23 protein-coding genes, 1 pseudogene and 1 riboswitch are annotated in these 23,604 nt (G+C 75.8%); of the genes and pseudogenes, 13 read left to right on the forward strand and 11 right to left on the reverse strand.

Annotated features, from left to right (window positions below):
• Positions 1-160 precede the first annotated feature (160 nt).
• Positions 161-472 carry a hypothetical protein gene (locus ACI78Q_RS17740; RefSeq protein WP_456924755.1) on the forward strand — a complete coding sequence of 104 codons (312 nt, stop codon included), beginning with the start codon at positions 161-163 and terminating at the stop codon, positions 470-472.
• Positions 469-1,515 (forward strand): anthranilate phosphoribosyltransferase, encoded by a 1,047-nt coding sequence (gene trpD, locus ACI78Q_RS17745; protein ID WP_456924756.1) that lies wholly within the window; start codon positions 469-471, stop codon positions 1,513-1,515. Before ACI78Q_RS17740 ends, trpD begins: the two co-directional genes overlap by 4 nt.
• A gap of 4 nt (positions 1,516-1,519) precedes the next feature.
• Here the strand turns inward: trpD and ACI78Q_RS17750 are convergent, their stop codons facing one another.
• Positions 1,520-1,807, reverse strand: coding sequence for an Lrp/AsnC family transcriptional regulator (locus tag ACI78Q_RS17750; protein ID WP_456924757.1), 288 nt, complete (start codon positions 1,805-1,807; stop codon positions 1,520-1,522).
• Positions 1,804-3,678, reverse strand: coding sequence for a DEDD exonuclease domain-containing protein (locus ACI78Q_RS17755; RefSeq protein WP_456924758.1), 1,875 nt, complete (start codon positions 3,676-3,678; stop codon positions 1,804-1,806). The genes ACI78Q_RS17750 and ACI78Q_RS17755 overlap by 4 nt, the downstream gene beginning before the upstream one ends.
• Before the next feature lie 173 nt (positions 3,679-3,851).
• On the opposite strand from ACI78Q_RS17755, the gene ACI78Q_RS17760 reads away from it, so the two are divergent.
• The 4 genes from ACI78Q_RS17760 (at position 3,852) to ACI78Q_RS17775 (ending at position 8,228) form a co-directional block, all read left to right on the forward strand.
• The gene (locus ACI78Q_RS17760) at positions 3,852-4,175 is read left to right on the forward strand and encodes a hypothetical protein (protein ID WP_456924759.1); all 324 of its coding nucleotides are present in this window, start codon (positions 3,852-3,854) and stop codon (positions 4,173-4,175) included.
• 200 nt (positions 4,176-4,375) lie between these two features.
• A riboswitch (cyclic di-AMP (ydaO/yuaA leader) is annotated at positions 4,376-4,576 on the forward strand.
• 16 nt (positions 4,577-4,592) lie between these two features.
• Positions 4,593-5,675, forward strand: coding sequence for a C40 family peptidase (locus tag ACI78Q_RS17765; protein WP_456924760.1), 1,083 nt, complete (start codon positions 4,593-4,595; stop codon positions 5,673-5,675).
• A 151-nt stretch (positions 5,676-5,826) separates the two neighbouring features.
• A complete protein-coding gene (locus tag ACI78Q_RS17770) occupies positions 5,827-7,095 on the forward strand; it encodes a M48 family metallopeptidase (protein ID WP_456924761.1) in 1,269 nt (422 codons plus the stop codon).
• Positions 7,092-8,228, forward strand: a complete 1,137-nt coding sequence (locus ACI78Q_RS17775; protein WP_456924762.1) for a glycosyltransferase family 4 protein — start codon at positions 7,092-7,094, stop codon at positions 8,226-8,228. The genes ACI78Q_RS17770 and ACI78Q_RS17775 overlap by 4 nt, the downstream gene beginning before the upstream one ends.
• Here the strand turns inward: ACI78Q_RS17775 and ACI78Q_RS17780 are convergent.
• Complete coding sequence (locus ACI78Q_RS17780) at positions 8,216-10,009, reverse strand: AMP-dependent synthetase/ligase (RefSeq protein ID WP_456924763.1); 1,794 nt, start codon at positions 10,007-10,009, stop codon at positions 8,216-8,218. The two genes, ACI78Q_RS17775 and ACI78Q_RS17780, sit on opposite strands and share 13 nt — an antisense overlap.
• A gap of 152 nt (positions 10,010-10,161) precedes the next feature.
• Between ACI78Q_RS17780 and ACI78Q_RS17785 the strand changes: the two genes are divergently transcribed.
• The 4 genes from ACI78Q_RS17785 to ACI78Q_RS17800 are packed head-to-tail and all read left to right on the forward strand — an operon-like array spanning position 10,162 to position 13,149.
• A complete protein-coding gene (locus ACI78Q_RS17785; RefSeq protein ID WP_456924764.1) occupies positions 10,162-10,593 on the forward strand; it encodes an SRPBCC family protein in 432 nt (143 codons plus the stop codon).
• A gap of 7 nt (positions 10,594-10,600) precedes the next feature.
• Positions 10,601-11,755, forward strand: a complete 1,155-nt coding sequence (locus tag ACI78Q_RS17790; RefSeq protein WP_456924765.1) for an ArsA family ATPase — start codon at positions 10,601-10,603, stop codon at positions 11,753-11,755.
• Complete coding sequence (locus tag ACI78Q_RS17795; protein ID WP_456924766.1) at positions 11,752-12,141, forward strand: hypothetical protein; 390 nt, start codon at positions 11,752-11,754, stop codon at positions 12,139-12,141. The genes ACI78Q_RS17790 and ACI78Q_RS17795 overlap by 4 nt, the downstream gene beginning before the upstream one ends.
• The gene (locus ACI78Q_RS17800; RefSeq protein ID WP_456924767.1) at positions 12,142-13,149 is read left to right on the forward strand and encodes an ROK family glucokinase; all 1,008 of its coding nucleotides are present in this window, start codon (positions 12,142-12,144) and stop codon (positions 13,147-13,149) included. It begins immediately after the preceding gene.
• 31 nt (positions 13,150-13,180) lie between these two features.
• Here the strand turns inward: ACI78Q_RS17800 and ACI78Q_RS17805 are convergent, their stop codons facing one another.
• The 3 genes from ACI78Q_RS17805 to ACI78Q_RS17815 are packed head-to-tail and all read right to left on the reverse strand — an operon-like array spanning position 13,181 to position 15,907.
• Entirely contained in the window at positions 13,181-14,419 is a 1,239-nt protein-coding gene (locus tag ACI78Q_RS17805) for an ornithine cyclodeaminase, nickel-pincer nucleotide-dependent (RefSeq protein ID WP_456924768.1), read from the reverse strand.
• A 13-nt stretch (positions 14,420-14,432) separates the two neighbouring features.
• Positions 14,433-15,110 carry a hypothetical protein gene (locus ACI78Q_RS17810; RefSeq protein WP_456924769.1) on the reverse strand — a complete coding sequence of 226 codons (678 nt, stop codon included), beginning with the start codon at positions 15,108-15,110 and terminating at the stop codon, positions 14,433-14,435.
• Positions 15,107-15,907, reverse strand: a complete 801-nt coding sequence (locus ACI78Q_RS17815; protein ID WP_456924770.1) for an alpha/beta hydrolase — start codon at positions 15,905-15,907, stop codon at positions 15,107-15,109. The genes ACI78Q_RS17810 and ACI78Q_RS17815 overlap by 4 nt, the downstream gene beginning before the upstream one ends.
• A gap of 121 nt (positions 15,908-16,028) precedes the next feature.
• Here ACI78Q_RS17815 and ACI78Q_RS17820 point away from each other — a divergent pair, with 121 nt between their 5' ends.
• Positions 16,029-16,793, forward strand: a complete 765-nt coding sequence (locus ACI78Q_RS17820; protein ID WP_456924771.1) for a lysophospholipid acyltransferase family protein — start codon at positions 16,029-16,031, stop codon at positions 16,791-16,793.
• Positions 16,794-16,974: 181 nt separating this feature from the next.
• Here the strand turns inward: ACI78Q_RS17820 and ACI78Q_RS17825 are convergent, their stop codons facing one another.
• Positions 16,975-17,289 (reverse strand): DUF6221 family protein, encoded by a 315-nt coding sequence (locus ACI78Q_RS17825; RefSeq protein ID WP_456924772.1) that lies wholly within the window; start codon positions 17,287-17,289, stop codon positions 16,975-16,977.
• Positions 17,286-18,671 (reverse strand): annotated as a pseudogene (locus tag ACI78Q_RS17830) (FGGY family carbohydrate kinase); the annotation flags it as partial. The pseudogene ACI78Q_RS17830 and the gene ACI78Q_RS17825, both read right to left, overlap by 4 nt.
• 234 nt (positions 18,672-18,905) lie before the next feature.
• On the opposite strand from ACI78Q_RS17830, the gene ACI78Q_RS17835 reads away from it, so the two are divergent.
• Positions 18,906-19,391, forward strand: coding sequence for a polyadenylate-specific 3'-exoribonuclease AS (locus ACI78Q_RS17835; RefSeq protein ID WP_456924773.1), 486 nt, complete (start codon positions 18,906-18,908; stop codon positions 19,389-19,391).
• Between the two features lie 9 nt (positions 19,392-19,400).
• Here ACI78Q_RS17835 and ACI78Q_RS17840 read toward each other — a convergent pair whose 3' ends face one another.
• From ACI78Q_RS17840 to ACI78Q_RS17850, 3 genes are all read right to left on the reverse strand, one after another.
• Positions 19,401-20,612 carry a cytochrome P450 family protein gene (locus ACI78Q_RS17840; RefSeq protein ID WP_456924774.1) on the reverse strand — a complete coding sequence of 404 codons (1,212 nt, stop codon included), beginning with the start codon at positions 20,610-20,612 and terminating at the stop codon, positions 19,401-19,403.
• Positions 20,613-20,656: 44 nt separating this feature from the next.
• Complete coding sequence (locus ACI78Q_RS17845; protein WP_456924775.1) at positions 20,657-21,511, reverse strand: oxygen-binding di-iron domain-containing protein; 855 nt, start codon at positions 21,509-21,511, stop codon at positions 20,657-20,659.
• Between the two features lie 89 nt (positions 21,512-21,600).
• Positions 21,601-22,500 (reverse strand): NmrA family NAD(P)-binding protein, encoded by a 900-nt coding sequence (locus ACI78Q_RS17850; RefSeq protein WP_456924776.1) that lies wholly within the window; start codon positions 22,498-22,500, stop codon positions 21,601-21,603.
• A 77-nt stretch (positions 22,501-22,577) separates the two neighbouring features.
• Here ACI78Q_RS17850 and ACI78Q_RS17855 point away from each other — a divergent pair, with 77 nt between their 5' ends.
• Positions 22,578-23,600 (forward strand): 6-phosphofructokinase, encoded by a 1,023-nt coding sequence (locus ACI78Q_RS17855; protein WP_456924777.1) that lies wholly within the window; start codon positions 22,578-22,580, stop codon positions 23,598-23,600.
• Positions 23,601-23,604 lie beyond the last annotated feature (4 nt).

Raw genomic sequence — 23,604 nt, forward strand, 5'->3', positions numbered from 1 at the left:
GCGCGGGGGCGGGCCGCGCCGCGGCCGGCCCCCCCCCCCCCCCCCCCCCCCCCCGGCCCCCCCCCCCCCCCCCCCCCCCCCCCCCCCCCCCCCCCCCCCCCCCCCCCCCCCCCCCCCCCCCCCCGCCGTGGGACGTCGGCCGGCGGCCGACGTCGGGCCGGTGACGTGGCTCGAGTGCGCCACCGACGCGGACGTGATCGACGCCGTGGAGGGCGGGGGCGTGGACCTCTGCATCCTCGACGGCGAGGCCCAGCCGGCCGGGGGGCTCGCGCTCAGCCGGCAGATCACGGTGGAGGTCGCCGACCGTCCCGCGCTGTGCGTGCTCATCGCGCGGCAGCCCGACCGCTGGCTGGCGCACTGGTCGCAGGCCGACGCGACCCTGCCGTTCCCCGTCGACCCGCTGACCGCTCCCACCGTCGTCGCCGGCCTGCTGCGCGACCGGGTGGGGCGCCGGCCCGTTCCGCGCCGGTGAGCGCGCGCACGCCGACCTGGCCCGCGCTGCTGACCCGGCTGCTGGCCCGCGAGGACCTCTCCGCCGACGACGCCGCGTGGGCGATGCGGGAGGTCATGGCGGGTGAGGCCACGCCGGCCCAGATCGCCGCCTTCGCCGTGGCGCTGCGCGCCAAGGGTGAGTCGGCGGAGGAGGTCGCCGGACTGTCGGCCACCATGCTGGAGCGGGCCACGCCGGTGCACCTGCCTCTCGACTGTGTCGACATCGTGGGCACCGGTGGCGACCAGGCGCACACGGTCAACATCTCCACGATGGCCGCGGTGGTGACCGCCGCGGCGGGGGCGCCGGTCGCCAAGCACGGCAACCGGGCGGCGTCGTCGTCCTCCGGGGCCGCGGACGTCCTCGAGGCGCTGGGTGTCGTGATCGACCTGCCGGCCGCGGCGGTCGCCGCGTGCGTGCAGCAGGCCGGGATCGGCTTCTTCTTCGCGCCGGTCTTCCACCCGGGGTTCCGCCACACCGCGGTGCCCCGGCGGGAGATGGGTGTCGGGACGGTCTTCAACTTCCTGGGCCCGCTGGCCAACCCGGCGCGTCCGGTGGCTGCCGCCATCGGCTGCGCCGACGCCCGCATGGCGCCGGTGCTGGCCGCCGTCCTGGCAGGGCGCGGCATGCGCGGTCTGGTGTTCCGGGGGGACGACGGCCTGGACGAGCTCACGACCACGACCACCTCCTCGGTGTGGGTGGTCCGCGACGGCGAGGTCGAGCCCGACCGGCTCGACCCGACCGCGCTCGGGATCGAGGTCCCGCCCGAGGGGGCCCTGCGCGGCGGGGACCCGGCCTTCAACGCCGACGTCTTCCGGCGGGTGGTGGCCGGTGAGCGGGGGCCGGTGCGGGACGCGGTGCTGCTCAACGCCGCCGCGGCGCTGGCCGCGTTCGACCAGCGGGCCGGCCGGCTGCACGACGTCCTCGCCGGTGGGCTGGAGCGGGCCGCAGCGGCGGTCGACGACGGGCGCGCGCAGGCACAGCTCGAGCGCTGGGTGGCGGTCAGCCGGTCGCTGCAGGCCTGACCCTTCAGTCGGCGGTGTCGAAGCCGATCGCGAAGGCCGCCTCGAGGTCGTGCCGGGAGTAGGCGCGGAAGGCGATGTGGGTGTCGGTCTCCAGGACGCCGGGCACCTTGTTGATCCGCCCCGCCACGACCTCGGCGATCTGCTCGAACTCCCGCACGCGCACCACGGCGATGAGGTCGACGGTGCCGGCGACCGAGTAGACCTCGCTGACCCCGTCGAGGTCGGCGACTGCCTCGGCCACTTCGGGGATCGCGTCGGTGGCCGCGTCGATCATGACGATGGCGGTGATCACGCCGGCGATGCTAGCCGGGGTGTCGCCGGGCCGGCGGCTGTGCGTGGCCCGGGGGAGACCCGGTCCGGGCGCGCGCGGGTGCCGAGCGCGCGGGTGTCGGCGAAGGGGTCGCGGCCGCTGTGGCCGGCCTCCACGCGGTCGAGGAAGGCGCTGTAGCCGCCGGTTCCGGGCACCGGGCAGGCGAGGGTGCCGGAGACCTGCACGAGGCGGGTGCCGGCCTTCTCCATCCAGCGCAGCACCAGTTCGGTCTCGTCGACCGAGGCGGCCAGCTCGTCGTCCGGGCCCAGCGGCGTCTCCGCGGTGGACAGCAGGCCGGCCAGCGTGTCCCGTACCGACGTCCCCCGGGGCGCGCAGCCGGCGGCCACCAGCCGCCCCCGGCGGACGACGGACAGGTGCCAGCCGCCCGCGCCGTCGGGGCGGGCCAGGACCAGCTCCGGCACCGCGGCCAGCGACTCCAGCCGCTGCCGGCGGCGGACGGCGCGCACCAGGACCGCCACCCGGTCGCGGAGCACGGCGGCGTCCTCGTAGCGCTCCTCGGCGGCCAGCCGCTCGACGCGGGCCAGCAGGGGCGCGAGCAGCGCCTGGGGGTCGGCCGCGACGGCGGCGCGCAGGACCTCGGCGATGCCCGCGTACTCCTCGACCGACTGGGCGCCGGTGCAGGGGGCGCCGCACCGGCCCATGCCGGCCAGCGCGCAGGCGGTGCCGAACACGCGCACCGACAGCCGGCCGGTGCACTGCCGCAGCGGTAGCGACTCGTGGATCGCCGCGACGGCGGCGTCCGCGGCCCGCCGGTCGGGGAACGGGCCGAGGAACACCCCCGCGCCGGGGCGGACCCGGCGGACCACCGACAGCCGGGGGAACGGCTCCTCGGTCAGCCGGACCCACAGTGCCCGTTCCGGGAACCGGGAGCGCCGGTTGTAGCGGGGCTTCTGCTCGGCGATCAGCCGCAGCTCCCGCACGGCGGCCTCGAGGTCGTGCGCGCAGGGGATCGCGTCGACCCGCTGGGCCAGCGCCACCATCTCGGTGATCCGGCTGCGTTGCTCACCGGCGGTGAAGTAGCTGCGGACCCGGCTGCGCAGGTCGTTCGACGTCCCGACGTAGAGGGGCTCGTCGCGCGGGCCGCGGAAGAGGTAGACGCCCGGGCCGGACGGGACGGCGTCGGCCAGGTGCCGCTTGCGCAGCCGCTCCGGGTCGACCTGGCGGGTGAGACCGGTGAGCTCCTCCAGGCTGGTGATGCCCAGGGGACCGAGCCGCTCGAAGAGCCCGTGCAGCACGTCGACCGTGGCGCGGGCGTCGGCCAGCGCCCGGTGGCAGGGGTCGGTGGTGGTGCGGAAGTAGGGCGCCAGGGTGGCCAGCTTGCAGTTGGGCACCTCGTCGCGGGTGAGCAGCCGGCGGGCGAGGACAGCGGTGTCGACCGAGGCCGTCGCCGGCCAGGCGATCCCGTTCTCGGCGCAGGCGGCCTTGAGGAACCCGAGGTCGAAGGGGGCGTTGTGCGCCACCAGGACCGCGCCCCGGGCGAACTCCAGGAAGTGCGGCAGCACCGCGCCGATGCGCGGGGCGGTGGCGACCATCGTCGAGGTGATGCCGGTCAGGACGCTGATGTAGGGCGGGATCTCACAGCCCGGGTCGACCAGGGTCTGGAACTCGCCGAGGACGACGCCGCCGCGGACCTTGACCGCGCCGATCTCGGTGATGGCGCTGTCCTTGGGGGAGCCTCCGGTGGTCTCCAGGTCGACGACCACGAAGGTCACCTCGGCCAGGGGGGTGCCGAGCTCCTCGATGGTGGCCTGCTCGTAGCGGGGGAGCCCGGCGGCGGCTCGTGCGGCTGTCCCGGCGGCGATCCCGGCCAGCCGGGCAGGGGAAGAGGGCACGGGGCGGACGGTAGGTCGGGGCAGTGACAGTCCCGGGGACGCGCGCCGGGGCCGGGGAGCGGCCGACCGCGGTCGCGCGGAACTGTCGGTGCCCGTCCCTAGCGTGCTGCGCGGACCGACCGGGGCCATGGAGGGCTCCTGCGACGAGGCGTCGGCCAGCAGAGGAGTGGGCCATGTTCATCGACTGCGACACGTGCACCGCCCGGGGCACCGGGTGTGCCGACTGCGTCGTCACCGTCCTCCTGGGTGCCCCGCCGGGCTGGGAGACCGCCGACCCCACGGTGGTGCCGATGACCGGCCGGCGCGACGGCGGAGCGGCCGCGACCGCCGAGGACGCCGTCGTGCCGCGGCCCGGTGTGGTCGTGGAGTTCGACGACGTCGAGCGGCGCGCGGTGCGGGCGCTGGCCGAGGGCGGCCTGGTCCCGCCGCTGCGGCACCAGTCGTCCGCGGACGGGCGTGCCGCGGGCGCGGCCAGGGGCCGGCGGCGCACCGGGTGAGGCGCGGCCGCCGGGTCCTCGCCAGGGCGGCGGGCACACACCGTCGACGGTCTCGGTGACCGTGCGTGGCCGACGGCGTGGCGCGGGCCGGGGGTGTGGCTGTTCCCACAGTCCACGCAGACCCCGTTTGTCACAACTTCATCACGCCCGTACGGTGAGCCGGTCCGACCGGGCGGTCGTCACCTGAGAGAGGTGACCTCGGGAGGACACCGCCGAATTCCCCGACGCGCCGCGCACGGCGTCGAGGGGGAACCGGGGACCCACCGCAGTCCTGGGGTGAGTTCTCGCGTGCGCCGGTGACCCCGGGGCACACGCGCCGGTCCGCCGGAGCGCAGAGATAGGGCACTTCTTCCCAGCCCGAACCCGTCAGCTAACTCGGTAGGCGGTTGCTGAGGAAGAAACGGAGAGCCGCCGACCGTGGCGACGCCTCGCCCTGCCCTGGGGCATGCACTCGACCTGTCCCACCCCGACCTCCCGGTCCTGTTCCGCCGCCCCCGCCTGGCCCGCCGACTCGGTCGCGGGATCGTCCTGGGAGCCACCGCCACCCTGGCCCTCACGCTGCTGCCGGGTACGGCCGCGGCGGACCCGCAGCAGGCCGGCACCGCCGCCCAGGCCGCCCAGCTGGTCGCCCAGGCCGGCCACGAGCTCGAGGTCGTGACCGAGCAGGTCAACGAGGCCCGCGAGGTGCTCGCCCAGCAGCAGGCCGCCGCCGACCGCGCCCGCCAGGCCGCCGCGGACGCGCAGCAGCAGCTCGACGCCCTCGACGGCCAGATCCGCCAGGTCGCGCGCACCGCGTTCACCGGCGACGGCATGACGCAGCTGGACGTGTTGATGACGAGCACCTCCGCGGAGGACTTCGTCTCCCAGCTCGCGACCCTCGAGGTGATCGCCGGCCACACCACCGACGTCCTGGCCCAGGTGGCCGAGAGCGCGGCGGCCGCCGAGCAGGCCACGACCGACGCCGATGCCGCGCAGGCACAGGCGCAGGCCACCCTCGACGACGTCACCGCCCGGCAGGCGCAGCTGGAGTCCGACATCGCCGACTACCGGGCCCAGTACGACGCGCTCTCCGCGCCGCAGCAGCAGGAGGTCGTCACCGCGCACGCCGGCCAGCCCGTCGCCGTCGCTGCGCCGGCCGCTGCCGCCAGCGGTGCCGCGCAGGCCGCCGTCGACACCGCGCTGGCCCAGGTCGGCGACCCCTATGTGTGGGGCGCCGGCGGGCCGACCGCCTTCGACTGCTCGGGGCTGACGCAGTACGCCTACGCCGCGGCCGGCATCAGCCTCCCGCACTCCAGCCGCATCCAGTCGACGATGGGCACCGCCGTCTCGCGGGCCGACCTGCAGCCGGGCGACCTGATCTTCTACTACAGCCCGGTCAGCCACGTCTCGATGTACATCGGCAACGGCCAGATGGTGCACGCCTCGACGTCCGGCCAGCCGGTCAAGGTGGTCAGCGTCGACTCCATGGGCGGGATCACCGCCATGCGCCGCCTCGCATAGGCACGGCAAGGGCCGGGGTGGCGGCTCCACCCCGGCCCCCTGCAGGGCCCCGACGCGGCCCCGTCCCGGGGCCCGCCCCGAGCGTGCGAAGGGTGGGGAGGACGGGGTCCGTCCACGGTGGGGGGCAGGGGGTCCTTCTAGGATCGGCCGGGTGAGCGCCCGCCGGGCCGCGCTGCTGGTCGCGGGAGTGCTCGGGGCGGCCTTCGTGGTCGTCGTCGCCGTCGGTACGCCGTGGACCCTGCTGCCGGAACCGCCGGGCGGCGCCAGCCCGATCCGTCCGGGCGCCGGTCTCGCCCCTGGGGTGGTCGAACAGGCGGAGTCCTTCGCCGCCGCGATCCGCCCGGCGTCCCTCGCCTCGCTGGTGCTGGGGCTCCTGACCTCGGCGGTGTTCGCCTTGACCCCGCTCGGGCGGTGGCTGGTCCGGACGGTGGCCCGGCCGCTGGGCGGTGGATGGGTCTGGCAGGTGCTGCTGGGCACGGTGGCGCTGATGGTGGTGGGCCGGCTGGTCACGCTGCCGCTGTCGGCCTACGGGGAGGTGGTCCGCCACCGGTTCGGGCTCTCGACGCGCAGCTGGCCGCTGTGGCTGCGGGACGTCGCCGTCTCCACCGCCATCAACGCCGTGCTGACCGCCCTCGCCCTGCTCGCCGTGGTGTGGCTGGCCCGCCGTGCACCCCGGACGTGGTGGGCCTGGGCCGCCGGAGCGGCGGCGGCGATGGTCGTCATCGGCTCCTTCCTGTACCCGGTGCTCATCGAGCCGGCGTTCAACTCCTTCCGGTCGCTGCCGGCCGGGCAGCTGCGCACCGACCTGCTGGAGCTGGCGGAGGAGAACGGCACCCCGGTCGGGGACGTGCTGGTCGCCGACGCCTCCCGGCGGACGACCGCGCTCAACGCCTACGTCTCCGGGTTCGGCTCGACCCGGCGGATCGTGCTCTACGACACGGCCCTCGACCTGCTGTCCGACGCCGAGATCGAGTCCATCGCCGCCCACGAGCTCGGCCACGTCGCCACCGACGACGTCCTGACCGGGACGCTGGAGGGGGCGCTGGGGGCCGCCGGGTCGGTCGCCCTGCTGGGCTGGCTGCTGTCCTGGCAGCCGCTGCTGCGCCGGGCCGGTGCGGACTCCGCCGGCGACCCGCGGGTGGTGCCGCTGGTGCTGTTCCTGGCCGCACTCGGCACGCTGGTGGCCACGCCCGTGCAGAACCTGGTGTCCCGGCACGTGGAGGCGCGTGCGGACCTGCACGCCCTCGACCTGACCGGGGACGCCGAGGCGTTCGTGGCCATGCAGAACCGGCTGGCCAGCACGAACCTCGCCGACCCGGACCCGCCCGCGGCCTGGCAGTGGTTCTTCGGCTCGCACCCGACCGGACCCCAGCGCGTGGCCCTCGCCGAGGACTGGCAGCGGCTGCAGGAGGGCGGGTGAGGACGCTCGTCGTCACCAACGACTTCCCGCCGCGCCAGGGCGGCATCCAGACCTTCGTCGCCGCGCTCCTGGCCCGCCGCCCGCCGGACTCCCTGGTCGTGCTCGCCTCGCGCTCGCCCGGCTGGGAGGAGTACGACGCCGCGCTGCCGTACCCGGTGGTGCGGCAGCGGACCGGCATGCTGCTGCCCACGCCCGCCACGGCGCGCGCCGCGGTCGGCCTCGCCCGCCGGTACGGGTGCGACACCGCCTTCTTCGGGGCGGCCGCGCCGCTCGGCCTGCTCGCACCCGCGCTGCGCGCAGCCGGGGTCGGCCACCTCGTGGGCGCGACCCACGGCCACGAGACGGGGTGGGTGGCGCTGCCGGGAGCGCGGCAGCTCATGCGGCGCATCGCCGGGGGCCTCGACGTCCTGACCTACATCAGCGAGTACACGCACCAGCGGCTCGCGCCGGCGCTGGACGGCGCCGCCTGCATGGCGCAGCTGTCCCCGGGCGTGGACGTCGACCGGTTCACGCCGGACGCCGACGGCGCGGCCGTGCGCGAGCGGTACGGGCTCGGCGACGCCCCGGTGGTCGTCTGCGTCTCCCGGCTGGTGGCGCGCAAGGGGCAGGACGTCCTCGTCGCCGGCTGGCCGCGGGTGCTGGCCCGCCATCCCGACGCCCGGCTGCTGCTGGTCGGCGGCGGCCCGCTGGAGGCCCGGCTGCGGCGCGCCGTGGCCGCCGCCGGGCTGGAGGGCTCCGTCGTCCTCACCGGCCCGGTGCGCCCGGAGCGGCTGCCCGCGCACTACGCCGCCGGGGACGTCTTCGCAATGCCGTGCCGCACCCGCCGCGGGGGCCTGGACGTCGAGGGGCTCGGGATGGTCTACCTGGAGGCGGCCGCCTGTGGCCGGCCGGTGGTCGCCGGCACCTCCGGCGGTGCGCCGGAGACGGTGCAGGAGGGCGTGACCGGGCACGTCGTCGCCGACCCGCGGTCGCCCGAGGGCGTGGCGGCGACGGTGGCCGCCCTGCTCGACGACCCGGACCGGGCGCGCGCCATGGGCGCGGCCGGCCGGGCGTGGGTCGAGCAGCGGTGGTCGTGGCCGACGATCGCCGCGACCTTCGCCGACCTCCTGGAGGGCCCGCCTCAGCGGCTGTAGAGGGCCTCGACCTCGGTGTCGAACTCCTTCATCACCACGGCGCGCTTGAGCTTCAGGCTCGGGGTCAGCATCCCGTTGGCCTCGGTGAAGTCGGTGGCGAGCACCCGGAACTTCTTGATCGACTCGGCCTTCGACACCGCCTTGTTGGCCTCGGTGACGGCGGACTCGATCTCGGCCAGGACGTCGGGGTCGTCGGTCAGGTCGGCCGCCGTCGTGCCGGCCGGCTTGCCCTTGGACTCCAGCCAGGACGGCAGCGCCTCCTCGTCCAGGGTGATCAGCGCGGCGATGAACGGGCGCTGGTCGCCGACGACGATGCACTGGCTGATCAGCCGGTGGGCGCGCAGCCGGTCCTCGAGCACGGCCGGGGCGACGTTCTTGCCGCCCGCGGTCACCAGGATCTCCTTCTTGCGGCCGGTGATCCGGATGAAGCCGTCGCTGTCGATGTCGCCGAGGTCGCCGGTGTGGAACCAGCCCTCGGGGTCGATCGCCTCGGCGGTGGCCTGCTCGTTCTTCCAGTAGCCGGGCATGACGATGCCGCCGCGGATCAGGATCTCGCCGTCGTCGGCGATCGCAGCCTCCACGCCGGGCAGCGGCCGGCCGACGGTGCCGATGCGGAAGGCCGCGTCGTGGTTCACCGACGCCGCGGCGGTGGTCTCGGTCAGGCCGTAGCCCTCGTAGACGGTGACGCCGATGCCGCGGAAGAAGTGGCCGAGCCGCTCGCCGAGGGGGGCGCCACCGGAGACCGCGCCGAGGCAGCGGCCACCGAGGGCGGCGCGCAGCTTGCCGTAGACCAGCTTGTCGAACAGCGCGTGCTGGGCCCGCAGCGCCAGCCCGGGGCCGCCGGTGTCCTGCGCGCGCGACCAGTCGATCGCGACCCGGGCCGCCCGGTCGAAGATCTTCCCCTTGCCGTCGGCCTCCGCCTTGGCCTTCGCCTGGTTGTAGACCTTCTCGAACACCCGGGGGACGGCGAGGACGAAGGTGGGCCGGAAGGCGCCGAGGTCCTCGACGAGGTTGGACACGTCGGGGGTGTGGCCGATGACGGTGCGGGTCTTCACCGCGCCGACCTCCAGCACCCGCGCCAGCACGTGCGCCAGGGGGATGAACAGCAGCAGCGACCCGTCCCGGTTCAGGAACCGGTCCAGCAGGGTCATCCCGTTGCCGATCTCGAACAGGAAGTTGGCGTGGGTGAGCTCGCAGCCCTTCGGCCGGCCGGTCGTGCCGCTGGTGTAGATGATCGTGGCCAGGCTGGACGAGCGGAGCGTCGCGCGGCGGGCGGCCAGCTCGCTGTCGGGGACGTCGGCCCCGGCGGCGGTCAGCGTGCCGACGGCGTCGTCGTCGATGACCCACACCGGGCCGAGCTCGGGGGCCTGGTCGCGGACGGAGTCGACCGCCGTGGCGTGCTCGGCGCGCTCGACGACGGCGGCCCGGGCGCCGGAGTCCGACAGGATCCAGGCGACCTGGTCGGGGCTGGAGGTCTCGTAGATCGGGACGACCACACCGCCGGCGACCCAGATGGCGAAGTCGAGGACGGTCCACTCGTAGCGCGTCTTGGCCTGCAGGGCGACCCGGTCGCCGGCCTGGACGCCGGCGGCGACGAGGCCCTTGGCCACGCCGTCGACCTGGGCGCCGAACTCGCGCCAGGTGACGTCCTCCCAGTGGCCGTCCCGCCGGACGCGGAGGCCGACGTCGTCGCCGTGCGCGGTCACGTTGGTGGTGAGCAGGTCGGGCAGGGCCTCGTCGGGACCCACCTCGGTCGTCGCCGGGACGCTGAACTCGCGCACGCCTGGTCCTCTCCTCCCGACCCGACCACGGCACCGTCGCCTGCGGTCCCGGACCGGGACGGGCCAAATCTAGCCGCTGGGGGCTACCCAGGAGTAGCAGGCGCGTGTGCCACGACCGGGCGACCGGACGGTCAACGGATAGCCTGGCGCCCATGGCCGACCAGTCCACGCAGTCGATCACCGTCGAGGCTCCCGCGGCGGACGTGATGGCGGTCATCGCCGACTTCGAGGCCTATCCGCAGTGGGTCGCCGCCGCCCAGCAGGTGGACGTGGTGGAGGCCGGTGCCGGCGGTCGCGCCCGCCGGGTGCGCTTCGTCATCGACGCCGGGATGGTCAAGGACGACTACGTCCTCGAGTATCACTGGGACGGCGACCGCGCGGTGTCGTGGAACCTGGTGCAGGGCCAGATGCAGAAGCGGCAGGAGGGCTCCTACACCCTCGTCGAGCGCGACGGGCGCACCGAGGTCACCTACCGGATCACCATCGACACCCACCTGCCGCTGCTCGGGATGTTCAAGCGGAAGGCGGAGAAGGTCATCCTCGACACCGCCCTCAAGGAGCTCAAGAAGCGCGTCGAGGGCTGACCGGCACGTGCGCACGCTGCTCCACACCGGCCCCGGTGGGGCCGGGACCTCGACCCTCGCGGCGGCCGCCGCCGTCCGCGCGGCCCGGTCCGGGGCCCGCACCCTGCTCCTGACCGCCGCCGTGCGGCCGGGGCTGTCGACGGTCCCGGGCCTGTCGGTCGACCCGGTGGAGCCGCTCGGCGCGCTGGAGTCCCTCTGGGGTGCCTCGGCTCCGGCCCTGTCGGCGGCGGCGCCCGGGGTCGCCCTGCCGCCGGCCAGCTCGGTGGTCCCCCTGCCCGGCGCCCGCGACCTGGCGCTGCTGGCGCGGCTCGGCCGGGCCCGGGCCGACGCCGAGGCCGACGTCGTGGTCGTCGACGCCGGGCCGCTGCCCTCCGGCGCGGCCCTCGTCGGCCTGCCCGGCGTGCTGCGCTGGTGGCTGGACCAGGCGCTGCCGACGCGGGTGCGGATGCTGGGCGCGGTCCGGACCGCCGCGGTGCGCTCCGGCGCGCTCCCGCGGGGGCCGGTCGACGCGGCCCTGGACGCCGTCCCGGTGCTCGAGGAGCTGATCGGCCGGGTCGACCTGGCCGACCCGGCCACCACCGAGGTCCGGCTGGTCGCCGTGCCCCGCCCGGACGCCGTTCCGGTGCTGCGCGCGGCGGTGACCGCCCTGGCGCTGCACGGGCAGCGGCCGACCGCCGTCCTCAGCCGGGTGCTGCCCGACGCCGGGACGGGGGAGTGGTGGCGCCGGCGCGCCGCCGAGCAGGACGCCGTCCTCGCCGCGCTGGCGGAGCTGGCCCCCGTGCGGCGGGTGGCGGAGGCGCCGGACGTCCCGGCCGACGCCGACGGGCTGGCCGCCCTCCTCCCGGACGGCGACGCCGGCACCCCCGCGGCGCCCGTGACACCCGTGTCCGAGCGGGTGGACGGCGGACGGCGGCTGGTGCTCGCCCTGCCCTTCGCCGAGCGCGACGCACTGGAACTGACCCGCTGGCAGGACGACCTCGTCGTCACCGCCGCGGGGGCGCGCCGCTCGATCCGGCTCGACGCGCTCCTGCGCCGGTGCGTGGTCACCGCCGGCCACCTCGCCGACGCCGGCACCGCCCGGGCGCGGCTCGAGGTGACCTTCACACCCGATCCGCAGCAGTGGCCGGCCGATCTGCTGGCCGCCGAGGGGAGCAGGACATGACCGACGGACCCGACTGGGTCGAGCAGGCCCGCCGACTGGTCGCCGGGCTCGGCCAGACCCTCGGCGAGGCCGCACGGACCGACGCGGAGGGCACCGGCCACCATGCGGACTGCCGCTGGTGCCCGGTCTGCCAGGTGGCGGCCGTGGTGCGCGGCGAGCGCCCCGAGGTGACCGCCGCCCTGGCCGACGTGCTCGGGACCGCCGCCGCGGCGCTGCGCTCCCTCGCCGAGCAGGCGCCGGCCGCGACGCCGTCGGCGGCACCGGCCGACGAGCCGCCGGCCGCTCCGGAACCGTCGGCCCCGGAGCAGACCGTCTCGGAGCAGACCGTCTCGGAGCAGACCGTCCCGGAGCCGGCCGCCGCGGTGCAGCACATCGAGATCGCCTGAGTGGCCGCCACCCACGGCTCCGCGGAGCCGGCCGCCGCGGAGCTCCCCGCGCTCGGCATCGACATCGGCGGGACCAAGGTCGCCGGCGGCGTCGTCGCCCCGGACGGGACGGTCGTCGCCACCGCCCGCCGCGCCACCCCCGGGTCGTCGGTGAGCGAGACGGAGGACGCGATCGCCGCCGTCGTCGACGACCTGGCCCGCATGCACGGCGGCCCGCTGGTCGGCGTCGGCGTCGGCGCGGCCGGCTGGTTCGACCGGACCGGCGACACGGTGCTGTTCAGTCCGCACCTCGCCTGGCGCAACTCGACGCTGCGCAAGGACCTCTTCGACCGGCTCCAGCGGCCGATGTGGGTGGGCAACGACGCCGACGCGGCCGCGTGGGCCGAGTACCGCTACGGCGCGGCGGCCGGCGCCGACCTCGCGCTGATGATCACCCTCGGCACCGGCATCGGCGGCGGGATCGTCATGAACGGCCGGCTCCAGCGCGGGTCGCACGGCGTGGCGGGGGAGTGGGGCCACATGCGCGTCGTCCCCGACGGGCGGCTGTGCGCGTGCGGCAACCGCGGCTGCTGGGAGCAGTACGCCAGCGGCACCGCGCTCGGGCAGACCGCCCGCGAGGTGGCCCGCAACTCCCCGGCCGCCGCCGCGCTGCTGCTGGAGCGGGTGGGCGGGGAGGCCGACCGGCTGACCGGCGAGCACGTGGCGACCGCCGCGGCCGACGGCGACCCGCTGGCGCTGGAGCTGCTGGCCGAGGTCGGGTCCTGGCTCGGGCAGGGCATCGCCGACCTCGCCGCCGTGATGGACCCGGAGGTGGTCGTCATCGGCGGCGGGGTGAGCGTGCTCGGCGAGATGGTGCTGCGCCCGGCGCGCGAGCGGCTGGAGCGGGCGCTGCCCGGCCGCGGGTTCCGCCCGGGGCCGCGGGTGGTCGCGGCCCGCCTCGGCGCGCAGGCCGGCCTGGTGGGTGCCGCCGACCTCGTGCGCCGCGCCGTGGCCGAGGGGGGTGCCTAGCGGAGGCTGAGGGTGCAGGTTTCCTCGCCCCTCAGCCTCCGGTGAGCTCCCGGGCGAGCTGCTCCAGGAACAGGCCGATGTCGGTGACGATGCCGATCGCCTGGGCGCTGCCGCGGTCGGCCAGCTTGGTCACCGTGGCCGGGTTGATGTCCACGCACACCAGGGGCACCGACGCCGGGAGGATGTTCCCGGTGGCGATGGCGTGCAGCATCGTCGCCACCATGATCGCGAAGCCGACGTCCGGCAGCTGGGCCCGCATCGCGCGCTGACCCTCGATGACGTCGGTGTACACGTCGGGCAGCGGCCCGTCGTCGCGCACCGAGCCGACCAGCACGAACGGCTTCCGGGCGCGGACCATCGCGTGCATGACCCCGCCGGTCAGCACGCCCGACTCGACCGCCGCCGCGATCGAGCCGGCCCGCCGGATCGTGTTGATCGCCCGGATGTGGTGCTCGTGGCCGTGCGGCACCCCCGACCCCTTGGCGAGGTCGACGCCCAGCGAGGTGCCGTACAGCGCCGACTCGATGTCGTGGGTGGCCAGGGCGTTGCCGGCGAACAGGACGTCGACGTAGCCGGCGTCCACCAGCCGCACCATCGCCGGCGCCGCGCCGGTGTGGACGACGGCCGGCCCGCCGACCCACAGCACCTTCCGCCCGGCGGCCCGGACCTCCCGCATCCGCTCGGCGATCTGGCGGACCAGCACCACCTGCGGCTTCTCGCTCGAGGCCGCCGACGACATGAACCCGAAGGCCTCCTCGTCCCCGCGCGCGACCGCCGGCGGCATCTCCACCCGGACGCCGTGCGCGCCGCAGACCACCGACTCACCGGCCCGCACGTCGCTGACCGGCACCGTGCGGACGGCGACGCGCCCCGCCGTCTCGGTCACCACCAGGCCGCAGTCCATCTCGGCGCGGTCGACCGGCAGCCACTCCCGGTCCAGGCGGACGAAGGTGTCCAGGTTGGTCGTGGAGTAGAAGTCGTCGGGGAAGACGCCGTCGGCGGGCGCGGGCCTGGTGGTCGCCGTCCCGGGGTCGACGGCGTTGGCCCCGTGGGTCTGCAGCCGCATGACGATCCGCTCGAGCAGGTCGCCGTCGCCCGCGCTGACCCGCACCGTGGCCCGCGACTCGTCCTCGTGCTGCCGGCCGAGCGTGAGGCCCTCGATGAGGTAGTCCCCGCCGTACTCCAGGACGTCGTCGAGCACCCGGGCCAGGACGCCGGTGTCCATGAGGTGACCGGTCAGCGTCACCGTGGTCGAGTACGGGGCGTCCACCGCCTGCCTTCTCTCAGACCACGGCGCCGTCGTCGCCGTCCTCCGTCGACCGCTCCCGCATCCGCGACACCAGGAGCGCGACCCCGCCGACGACCGCGGCGACGCCGAGCACCAGGCCGACGTCCGGGGACAGCCGGAGGACCCCCGGCGCCACCACGAGCACCGCGCCGACCGCGATCAGCAGCACCGCGTACAGCGAGGCGGGCGCGGGGGCGGGCACCGGCGGGGGTGGCGGCGGCTCGTAGTGCTCCTCCGGCCGGTCGAGCACCTCGGGCTCGGCCGGCGGCGGGGGTGGGGTGTCGGCGGGCTCGGCGTCGACCGTGGTGCGGCCGTGCTCGGCCTCGAACGCGGCCACGATGCGGGCCCACTCGGCGTCCTCGTCGACGTCCGGGCGTGGGGCGCGCGGTGCCCGGGTCCGCTCGGGCACGTGCTCGTCGACGTGCTCCTCGACCAGGGCGCGACCCTCGCCGCTGCGGGCGCGGTCGACGTAGATCCGGTCGGTCGGCGGGCTGGGGAGGGACACCGTGCGGGTGTAGGGCTCGACGTCGGCCGAGGGCTCCAGGTAGGCGGCGATGCCGGCGTCGCGCAGCAGGTCGAGCAGGTGCTCGCCCACCCGCGGGTCGACGTCGCGCAGCGGCGTCCACAGCGTGGCGTCCAGCCCGTTGTCGCGCCGTCCGCGCCGGCCGTTCACGCCTCCTCCTCGAGGACCGGGACGCGGGTCCGGATCCAGTCCACGGACCCGGCGAAGATGCGCAGGGCGTCGTTGTCGAGGGTGGCGACGTGGTAGCTGTCCTCGAGCAGCACCTCGGTGGTGTCGGTGCTCGAGACGCCGGCCAGCAGCACCCGCACCGAGGCCGGCTCGACGACGTGGTCGGTGACGCTGCGGAACACCAGCAGGGGCGCGGTCACGCGGGCGAGGTCGGCGCGGGTCGCCGTCCACAGTCGGCGCAGGCCCAGCACCGCGCGGGTCGGCAGCTTGGGGTAGGCCAGCTCGGTGACGCCGGCCTTCTTGATGTCGTTGGCGATCGGCGCCCAGCTGGGCGTGAGCCGGGCCAGCAGCGGCAGCAGCTTGGCGTCCAGTCGCTGGGTGAGCAGGGAGGGGTTGACCAGCACCAGCCCGGCGACGTCGTCCGGACGCAGCTCGGCCAGCCGGACCGCCAGGGTGCCGCCCATCGACAGGCCCGCGACGACGACGCGGTCGCACTCGGCGGCGAGCTCGTCGAGCGCGGTGGTGACGGCGTCCACCCAGTCCTGCTCGGTGCTCAGGTTGCAGTCCTGCCAGCGGGTGCCGTGGCCGGGCAGCAGCGGCGCGCGGACGGCGAAGCCCGCCGCGGCCAGGTGCTCGCCCCACGGCCGCATGCTGAACGGCGAGCCGGTGAACCCGTGCAGCAGCAGGACGCCGGTGCCGCCGCCCGCGGGGCCGCCGGGGAAGGCGAACGGCTCGGCGCCGGGCAGCAGGCCGCGGCCGGGTGCCTCGTTCGTGGGCACGGGAGTCCTCCTCGGCGTCGGCGGGGGAGCCGACCGGCAGCGCGGGCGGGGTCCGGCGGCGCGGACCTCACGTTGTCCATCCGCCGCCGGGCTCCTTAGTCTGGCAGCCCCCGAGGGAGGCGTGTTGTTCTACTGGTTCCTCAAGTTCGTGGCGGTCGGCCCGGTCGTCAAGGTGTTGTTCCGGCCCCGGGCCGAGGGCGTGGACAACGTCCCCCGCACCGGAGCGGCGATCCTGGCCAGCAACCACCTGTCCGCGGCCGACTGGGTCTTCATGCCCCTGTCGCTGCGGCGGCGCGTCACGTTCCTCGCCAAGGCCGAGTACTTCACCGGCAAGGGCGTGAAGGGGTTCCTCCAGCGGGCCTTCTTCTCCGGCGCCGGGCAGGTGCCGATCGACCGCAGCAACGCCTCGGCCGCGGAGAACGCGATCCGCACCGGGCTGCGGATCCTGCGCGAGGGCGGGCTGCTCGGCATCTACCCCGAGGGCACCCGCTCGCCGGACGGCCGGCTCTTCCGCGGCAAGACCGGCGTGGCCCGCATGGCGCTGGAGACCGGCGTCCCCGTCGTCCCGGTCGCGATGGTGTACCGGCCGCGCCGGTGGCCGCTGGTGGGGGCCAAGCTGCCCCGGGTGTGCGTCCGCTTCGGGGCGCCGCTGGACTTCGGCCGCTACGAGGGGCTGGCCGGTGACCGCTTCGTCGAGCGGTCGATCACCGACGAGATCATGTACGAGATCATGACGCTGTCGGCGCAGGAGTACGTCGACGTCTACGGCGCCAAGGTGAAGAAGTCGATGGACGCCACCGGCGCCAGCGCCTCCGAGGTCATCAAGGGCATGCAGCCCCCGGTCGACGAGGCCGCCGAGCGGACGCCGGACACCCTCGCGGGCTGAGGACCGCCCCTCGCGGGGCTCGAGCCCCGCGCCGCGGCGCTGCCCCGGCCACCTCGGTCCGCGGGCTGTACGTCTCTGAGTGCCACCGCACTCAGAGACGTACAGCCCGGAACCCCTGGACCGTTCCGCCACCGGTCGGCCCGGGCACCCGCGGACGGCGAGGTCCGACGGGCACCGACCCTCAGGGGTGCGACTCCGGGTGCCACTCCGAGCGGTAGTGCGGGTGGTCGGCGTAGGTCTGCCCGATCAGGCGCAGCGCGTGGTCCATCGTGTCGCCGCGCGGGCCCTGCCGCTCGAGGTCGCGGAAGTACTCGACCAGCTGCCGCTTGGTCGCGACGTCGCGCAGCACGTGGGCGACCAGGGCGCGGTTGCTGGGTGCGCGGCTGAGCTGGACGAAGCGGGCGGCCTCCTCGTCCTCGTCGAACCGCGCGAGCAGGAACTCCACGAGGTCGCCGTCCCGCAGCGGGAGGTCCGCGTGGCGCTCACCGTTCGTCACGCCCGGACCGCCCAGCTCCCGGCCCGGGCCAGCCCGGCGCGCCAGCGGTCGTGGCGGCCGTCGTCCCGCCGTCCCGGCTCCGGCTCGAACCGGCGGTCCAGCGACCAGGTGGCGGCCAGCTCGTCGGTGGTCGACCACACGCCGGTGCCGAGGCCGGCGAGGAACGCCGCACCCAGCGCCGTGGTCTCGGTGACCACCGGGCGGCGCACCGGCACGCCGAGCTGGTCGGCCTGCAGCTGCAGCAGCAGGTCGTTGGCGCTGGCGCCGCCGTCGGCCGACAGCTCCGGCACCTCCAGCCCCGCCTCGTCGACCATGACGTCGACGACGTCGCGCACCTCGAACGCGATCGCCTCCAGGGTCGCCCGCGCCAGGTGCGCACGGGTGGTGCCGCGGGTGAGGCCGACGATGGTGCCGCGGGCGTGCGGGTCCCAGTGCGGGGCGCCCATCCCGGTCAGCGCGGGGACGAAGACGACGTCGCCGGAGTCGGGGACGGTGCGCGCCAGTCCCTCGATCTCGGCGGCGGAGTCGATGAGGCCCAGCCCGTCGCGCAGCCACTGAACCGCCGCGCCGGTCACGAAGATCGACCCCTCCAGCGCGTAGACCAGGCCGTCGCCGAGGTCCCAGGCCACCGTGGTGAGCAGCCCGGCACCGGAGCGGACGGGGGTCGTCCCGGTGTTGGTGAGGACGAACGAGCCGGTGCCGTAGGTGCACTTGCTCGTGCCGGGGGTGTAGCAGGCCTGGCCGAAGAGGGCGGCCTGCTGGTCGCCGGCGATGCCCGCGACGGGCAGCTCCAGGCCCAGGAACGCGTCGGGGTCGGTCGTGCCGACGACGCCGGAGCTCGGCACGACCTCCGGCAGCGCGGACCGGGGGACGTCGAACAGCTCGCACAGCTCCTCGGACCACCCGCCGGCCTCGAGGTCGTAGAGCAGCGTGCGGCAGGCGTTGCTGGGGTCGGTGACGTGCGCAGCGCCGCCGGTCAGCCGGGAGACGACGAACGAGTCGACCGTGCCCAGCGCCAGGCTGCCGTCGCGGACGCCGGCCCACAGGCGGGGCTCCTCGGCGGCCAGCCAGCAGAACTTGGTGCCGGTGAAGTAGGGGTCCAGCCGCAGCCCGGTGAGCCGGGCGAACCGCTCCTCGGCGCCGGCCTCCCGCAGCCGGTCGCAGATGCCGCTGGTGCGCCGGTCCTGCCAGACGATCGCCGGCCGCGGCGCCCGGCCGGTGCGCCGGTCCCACACGACGGCGGTCTCCCGCTGGTCGGTGATGCCGACGCAGGTGGGCTGCGCGTCGGTGCCGGCCAGCGCCTGGCGGCAGGCGGCGAGGGTCGCCGTCCAGATGTCCTCGGGCTCGTGCTCGACCCAGCCCGGGCGGGGGAACAGCTGCGCGAACTCGCGGTAGCCGCGGGGGGGGGGGGGGGGGGGGGGGGGGCGCCCCCCGCCCCCCCCCCCCCCCCCCCCCCCCCCCCCCCCGCCCCCCCCCCCCCCCCCCCCCCCCCCCCCCCCCCCCCCCCCCCCCCCCCCCCCCCCCCCCCCACGACCAGCGCGGTCACCCCGGTCGTCCCCGCGTCGATCGCCAGCACCGGCATGAGGGGGAACCTAACCCGCACCTACGGTGGGTGCGTGCGGCGGTTCTTCTACGACACGGAGTTCATCGAGGACGGCACGACGATCGACCTGGTGTCGATCGGCGTCGTCGACGACACGGGACGGGAGTTCTACGCCGTCAGCACGGAGTTCGACGAGCGCCGGGCGATCCCGTGGGTGCGGCGCAACGTGCTCGACCAACTGCCGCCGCCGGCCGACCGCGCCTGGCGGACCCGGCAGCGGATCCGCGACGACCTGCTCGCGTTCCTCACCGGGCCCGGTGAGGAGATCGAGCTGTGGGCCTGGTTCGCCGCCTACGACCACGTGGCGCTGTGCCAGCTGTGGGGCGCGATGCCCGCCCTGCCCCGGCCGATCCCGCGGTTCACCCGGGAGCTGCGCCAGCGGTGGGACGACCTCGGCCGGCCGCCGCTGCCCCCCAAGCCCGAGGGCACCCACGACGCGCTGGTCGACGCCCGCTACAACCTCGCCCGCTGGCGCGCGATGGAGGGCGCCCGCCGCTGAGCCGGCCGCTCAGCCACTCGGCGTCGGGGTGAACGTCACCGGCAGCTGCCGCAGCCCGCGTAGCACGCCGCCGGCCGACCACTCCAGCTCGCTCTCGTCGACGGCGAGGGCCAGGCCGGGCAGCCGGGCCAGCAGCGCGGTGAACGCGACCTGCCCCTCCAGCCGGGCCAGGGGCGCGCCGAGGCAGTAGTGGATGCCGTGCCCGAAGGCCAGGTGCCCGGGGCCGGCCGCCGCCACGTCGAGCCGGTCGGGGTCGGGGAAGCGGTCGGGGTCCCGGTCGGCCGCGGCGGTGGCCAGCAGGACGACGTCCCCGCGCGGGATGGCCACCCCGCCGATCTCGAGGTCCTCGAGGGCGTAGCGGGTCAGCCCGGGGTTGACCGGGCCGTCGAAGCGGAGCAGCTCCTCGACCGCCTGCGGCACCAGCGACGGGTCCGCGCGCAACCGGGCCAGCTGGTCGGGAGCGCGCAGCAGCGCCAGCGTGCCGTTCCCGATCAGGTTGACCGTGGTGACGTACCCGGCGATGAGCAGCAGGAAGGTCATCGCGAGCAGTTCCTGCCGGTCCAGCCGCTCGCCCTCGTCGGTCGCCTCCACCAGGTCGGTGAGCAGGTCGTCGGCGGGTCGGGCACGCTTGGCCTCGACCAGGTCGGCGAGGTAGCCGTGCATCCGCTCCCGGGCCGCCGTCACCCGCGCCAGGTCCTCGCCCGGGTCGAACGGCCGGTCCAGCACCTCGTCGGTCCACGCCCGGAAGCGCTCGCGGTCGGTCTCCGGGACGCCCAGGAGCTCGCCGATGACGGTGATCGGCAGCGGGAGGGCGAACTCGCCGATCAGCTCGGCCCGGCCCCGCGGGGTGATCCGGTCCAGCAGCGTGTCGGTGATCTCCTGGATCCGCGGCCGCAGCCCCTCGACGCGGCGGGCGGTGAAGGCCTGGGACACCAGCCGTCGCAGCCGGGTGTGCTCGGGCGGGTCGGTGCCGATCATGCTGCGGCTCAGGAAGTCCCCGCGCAGCAGCGCGCGCAGGGCCACCGCGTGGTGCGGGTCGTTGCTCAGCCGGGGGTCCGACAGCGCCGCGAGGACGTCGTCGTACCGGGCGACGACCCACACCGGCAGGCCCAGCCGCGGGTCGACGCGGCGGACCGGGCCGCTCTCCCGCAGCGCGGCGAGGACGGGCCAGGGATCGGCCAGCTCGACCGGGTCGGCCAGCGGGGTGGTGGGCACGGTCATGGCCGTCGTCCTCCGGGGTCAGGGGGTGGCGGCCGTCCGGGCCGTCACGTCACGGGGGTCGTCTGTGGTGCCGCCTCCGTGCGGGGCACCGGCACCCCGGCGCGCTGCATCTCGGTGAGCGCCGTGATCATCTGGGTGAACTCCGCCGCGTCCGGCGGGACGAACCGCTCGGCCGTCGGCACCTGCTGCAGCACCCGCAGGAAGTCCTCGAGTGCCGTCCCGTTGGCGGTGGGCAGGTGCGAGGAGAAGATCCGGGCCGGCTGCAGCCGGCGCACCCGGTCCAGGACCTGACCGAACTCCGCGGGCTCGGTCAGGTGGACCCACGGCGAGTCCATCGTCGCCCACCCGAGCATCCCGCCCGCGAGCGCCTCGGGCGGCACCTCGGCGGCGTCCTGCGTCGCCTCGGGGATGATCGCCCCGAAGGCGTCGACGCTGAACAGCGCGCCGGTGGAGCGGTCCAGCACGCCGGTGGACATCGGGTTGTCGAACAGCGGCGGAGCGACGGCGGTCAGGGTGCGGTCGCCGACGTGGACCTCGTCACCGAACCGGATCGCGTGCACCCGGTCCATCGGCACCGGCCACCAGGTCGCCATCCGCAGGGCGCTGAACCCGTGGGTGACCAGCCGGGCGTCCGGCGCCAGGTCCATGACCCGCTGGATGTTGCCGGTGTGGTCGGCGTCGTCGTGGGTCAGCCAGATCCAGCGCAGCGAGCGGGGGTCGATGATCGAGCTCAGCGCGTCGACGAACTGGTCGGCGTCGACCCCGAGGCCGGTGTCGACGAGCACCGGTTCCTCGGCCATGAGCAGGAAGGCGTTGATCGGCAGGACGCCGGCTCCCGGCAGCGCCAGGTTGGCGGGGAGCACGTGGACGTCGGGCGCGGCCTGGTACGGACTGTCCATCCCGACACCTCCGGACGGGTGGTCGGCGGCGCCGAGGTTCGGCTCCGCGGGCTCGACGCTAGGCGCCCGGCGAGGCACCGAGCAGGGCACTAGTGCCCCGGCTCAGCCCGCAGGTGGGCCCAGTCCTCCGGGTGGGCGCGCAGGTGCTCGGCCACGGTCCGGGCGGGGTGACCGGTGAGCGAGGGGACGACGTCGGTGACCGGCGCCATCTCGCCGGCGGCGATCGCCAGGTAGCTGGTCACCCAGCCCTCGATCTCCCAGTCGGGGTGCCCGGAGGGGCGTCGCGTCGCCCAGGCCTCCTCGACGGTCTGCCGGCGGTACTCGGCGGGCAGGCCGGTGACCTCGGTGAGGACGGCGGCCGCGTCGTCCAGCGTCAGCGCCGCGGGTCCGGTGACGTCGAGCGTGGCGCCGTCCAGGCCGGGGGAGTCGTCCCCGAGGACGGCGGCGGCGACGTCGGCGAGGTCGTCGCGGGACACGAACGAGGCCCGGCCCTCGCCGGCGGGTGCGGCGATCACGGCGCGCCCCGCCTCGAGCAGGGCGAAGAACGGGACGAAGTCGGCGTACATCGCGTGCCGGAGGACGGTGGTCCGCAGGCCGGTGGCGCGGATGGCGTCCTCGGTGGTGGCGTGCTGGCGGGCCAGGGTGAAGACGGCGTCCGGCGCGGCGCCGAGAAAGGAGGTGTAGACGATCCGCCGCACACCGGCCGACGCCGCGGCGGAGACGGCGGTCAGGTGCTGCTGCACGCGGTCCTCGGCCTCCGCGGCCGACACCAGGTACAGGGTGTGCACGCCCTCGAGGGCGGCGGCGAGGCCGGGACCGTCGGCGTAGCCCCCGGGTGCGGCGGCCACCTGCGTCCCGGGCAGGCGCGGCGCCCGCTGGGGATCGCGCACGACGAGCCGCAGCGCGACGCCGTCCCGCCCCGCGAGCCGGGCGGCCACCCGGCCGCCGAGCACCCCCGTGGCGCCGGTGACGGCGATCACGCGCTCCATGCGACCACGGCTCCCACCTGCGGCATCATGACGGCTGCCAACCACACACCCGGCACGGATCTTCCGGAGGACCGCACATGCGCATCGGCATCCTGACCGGCGGCGGCGACTGCCCGGGGCTGAACGCCGTCATCCGGGCCGTGGTCCGCAAAGGCGTCACCCACGGCGACCAGGTCGTCGGCTTCCGGGACGGCTGGCGCGGCGTGCTCGAGGCCGACACGGTGGCGATGGACCTCTCCGCCGTCCGCGGCATCCTGCCCCGCGGCGGCACGGTGCTGGGCACCTCGCGGACCAACCCCTACGCCCTCGAGGGCGGCGCGGACCGGGTCATGGCCAACCTGGAGCGGCTCGGCATCGACGCGCTGATCCCCATCGGCGGGGAGGACACCCTCGGCGTCGCCACCAAGCTGGCCGAGGCCGGGGTGACGGTCGTCGGCGTCCCGAAGACCATCGACAACGACCTGGACGCCACCGACTACACGTTCGGCTTCGACACCGCGCTGGGCGTGGCCACCGAGGCGATCGACCGGCTGCACACCACCGGTGACAGCCACCACCGCACGCTCGTGGTGGAGGTCATGGGCCGGCACGCCGGGTGGATCGCGCTGCACGCCGGGATGGCCGGCGGCGCGACCGTCGTCCTGATCCCCGAGCAGCCCTTCGACGTCGACGCCGTCGTCGCGCACTGCCAGCACCGCTTCGACTCCGGCTACTCGCCGATCGTCGTCGTCTCCGAGGGGGCGGTGGCCAAGGGCGGGGACCTCGTGCTCGCGACGGGGGAGACCGACGCGTTCGGCCACGTGCGGCTCGGGGGGATCGGCACCGCGCTGGCCTCCCTCATCGAGCAGCGCACCGGCCGGGAGGCGCGCTGCGTCGTCCTCGGCCACGTCCAGCGCGGCGGCACCCCCTCGCCGTTCGACCGGGTGCTGGCCACCCGCTTCGGGCTGGCCGCGGTCGACGCCGTCCACGACGGCGAGTCAGGGGTGATGGTGGCGCTGCGGGGCACCGACATCGTCCGCGTCCCACTGACGGCGGCGACCGCGCAGCTGAAGCTGGTGCCCGTCGAGCGGTACGCGGAGGTCGAGGTCTTCTTCGGCTGACGAG

Source organism: Geodermatophilus sp. SYSU D00705, from assembly GCF_054050135.1.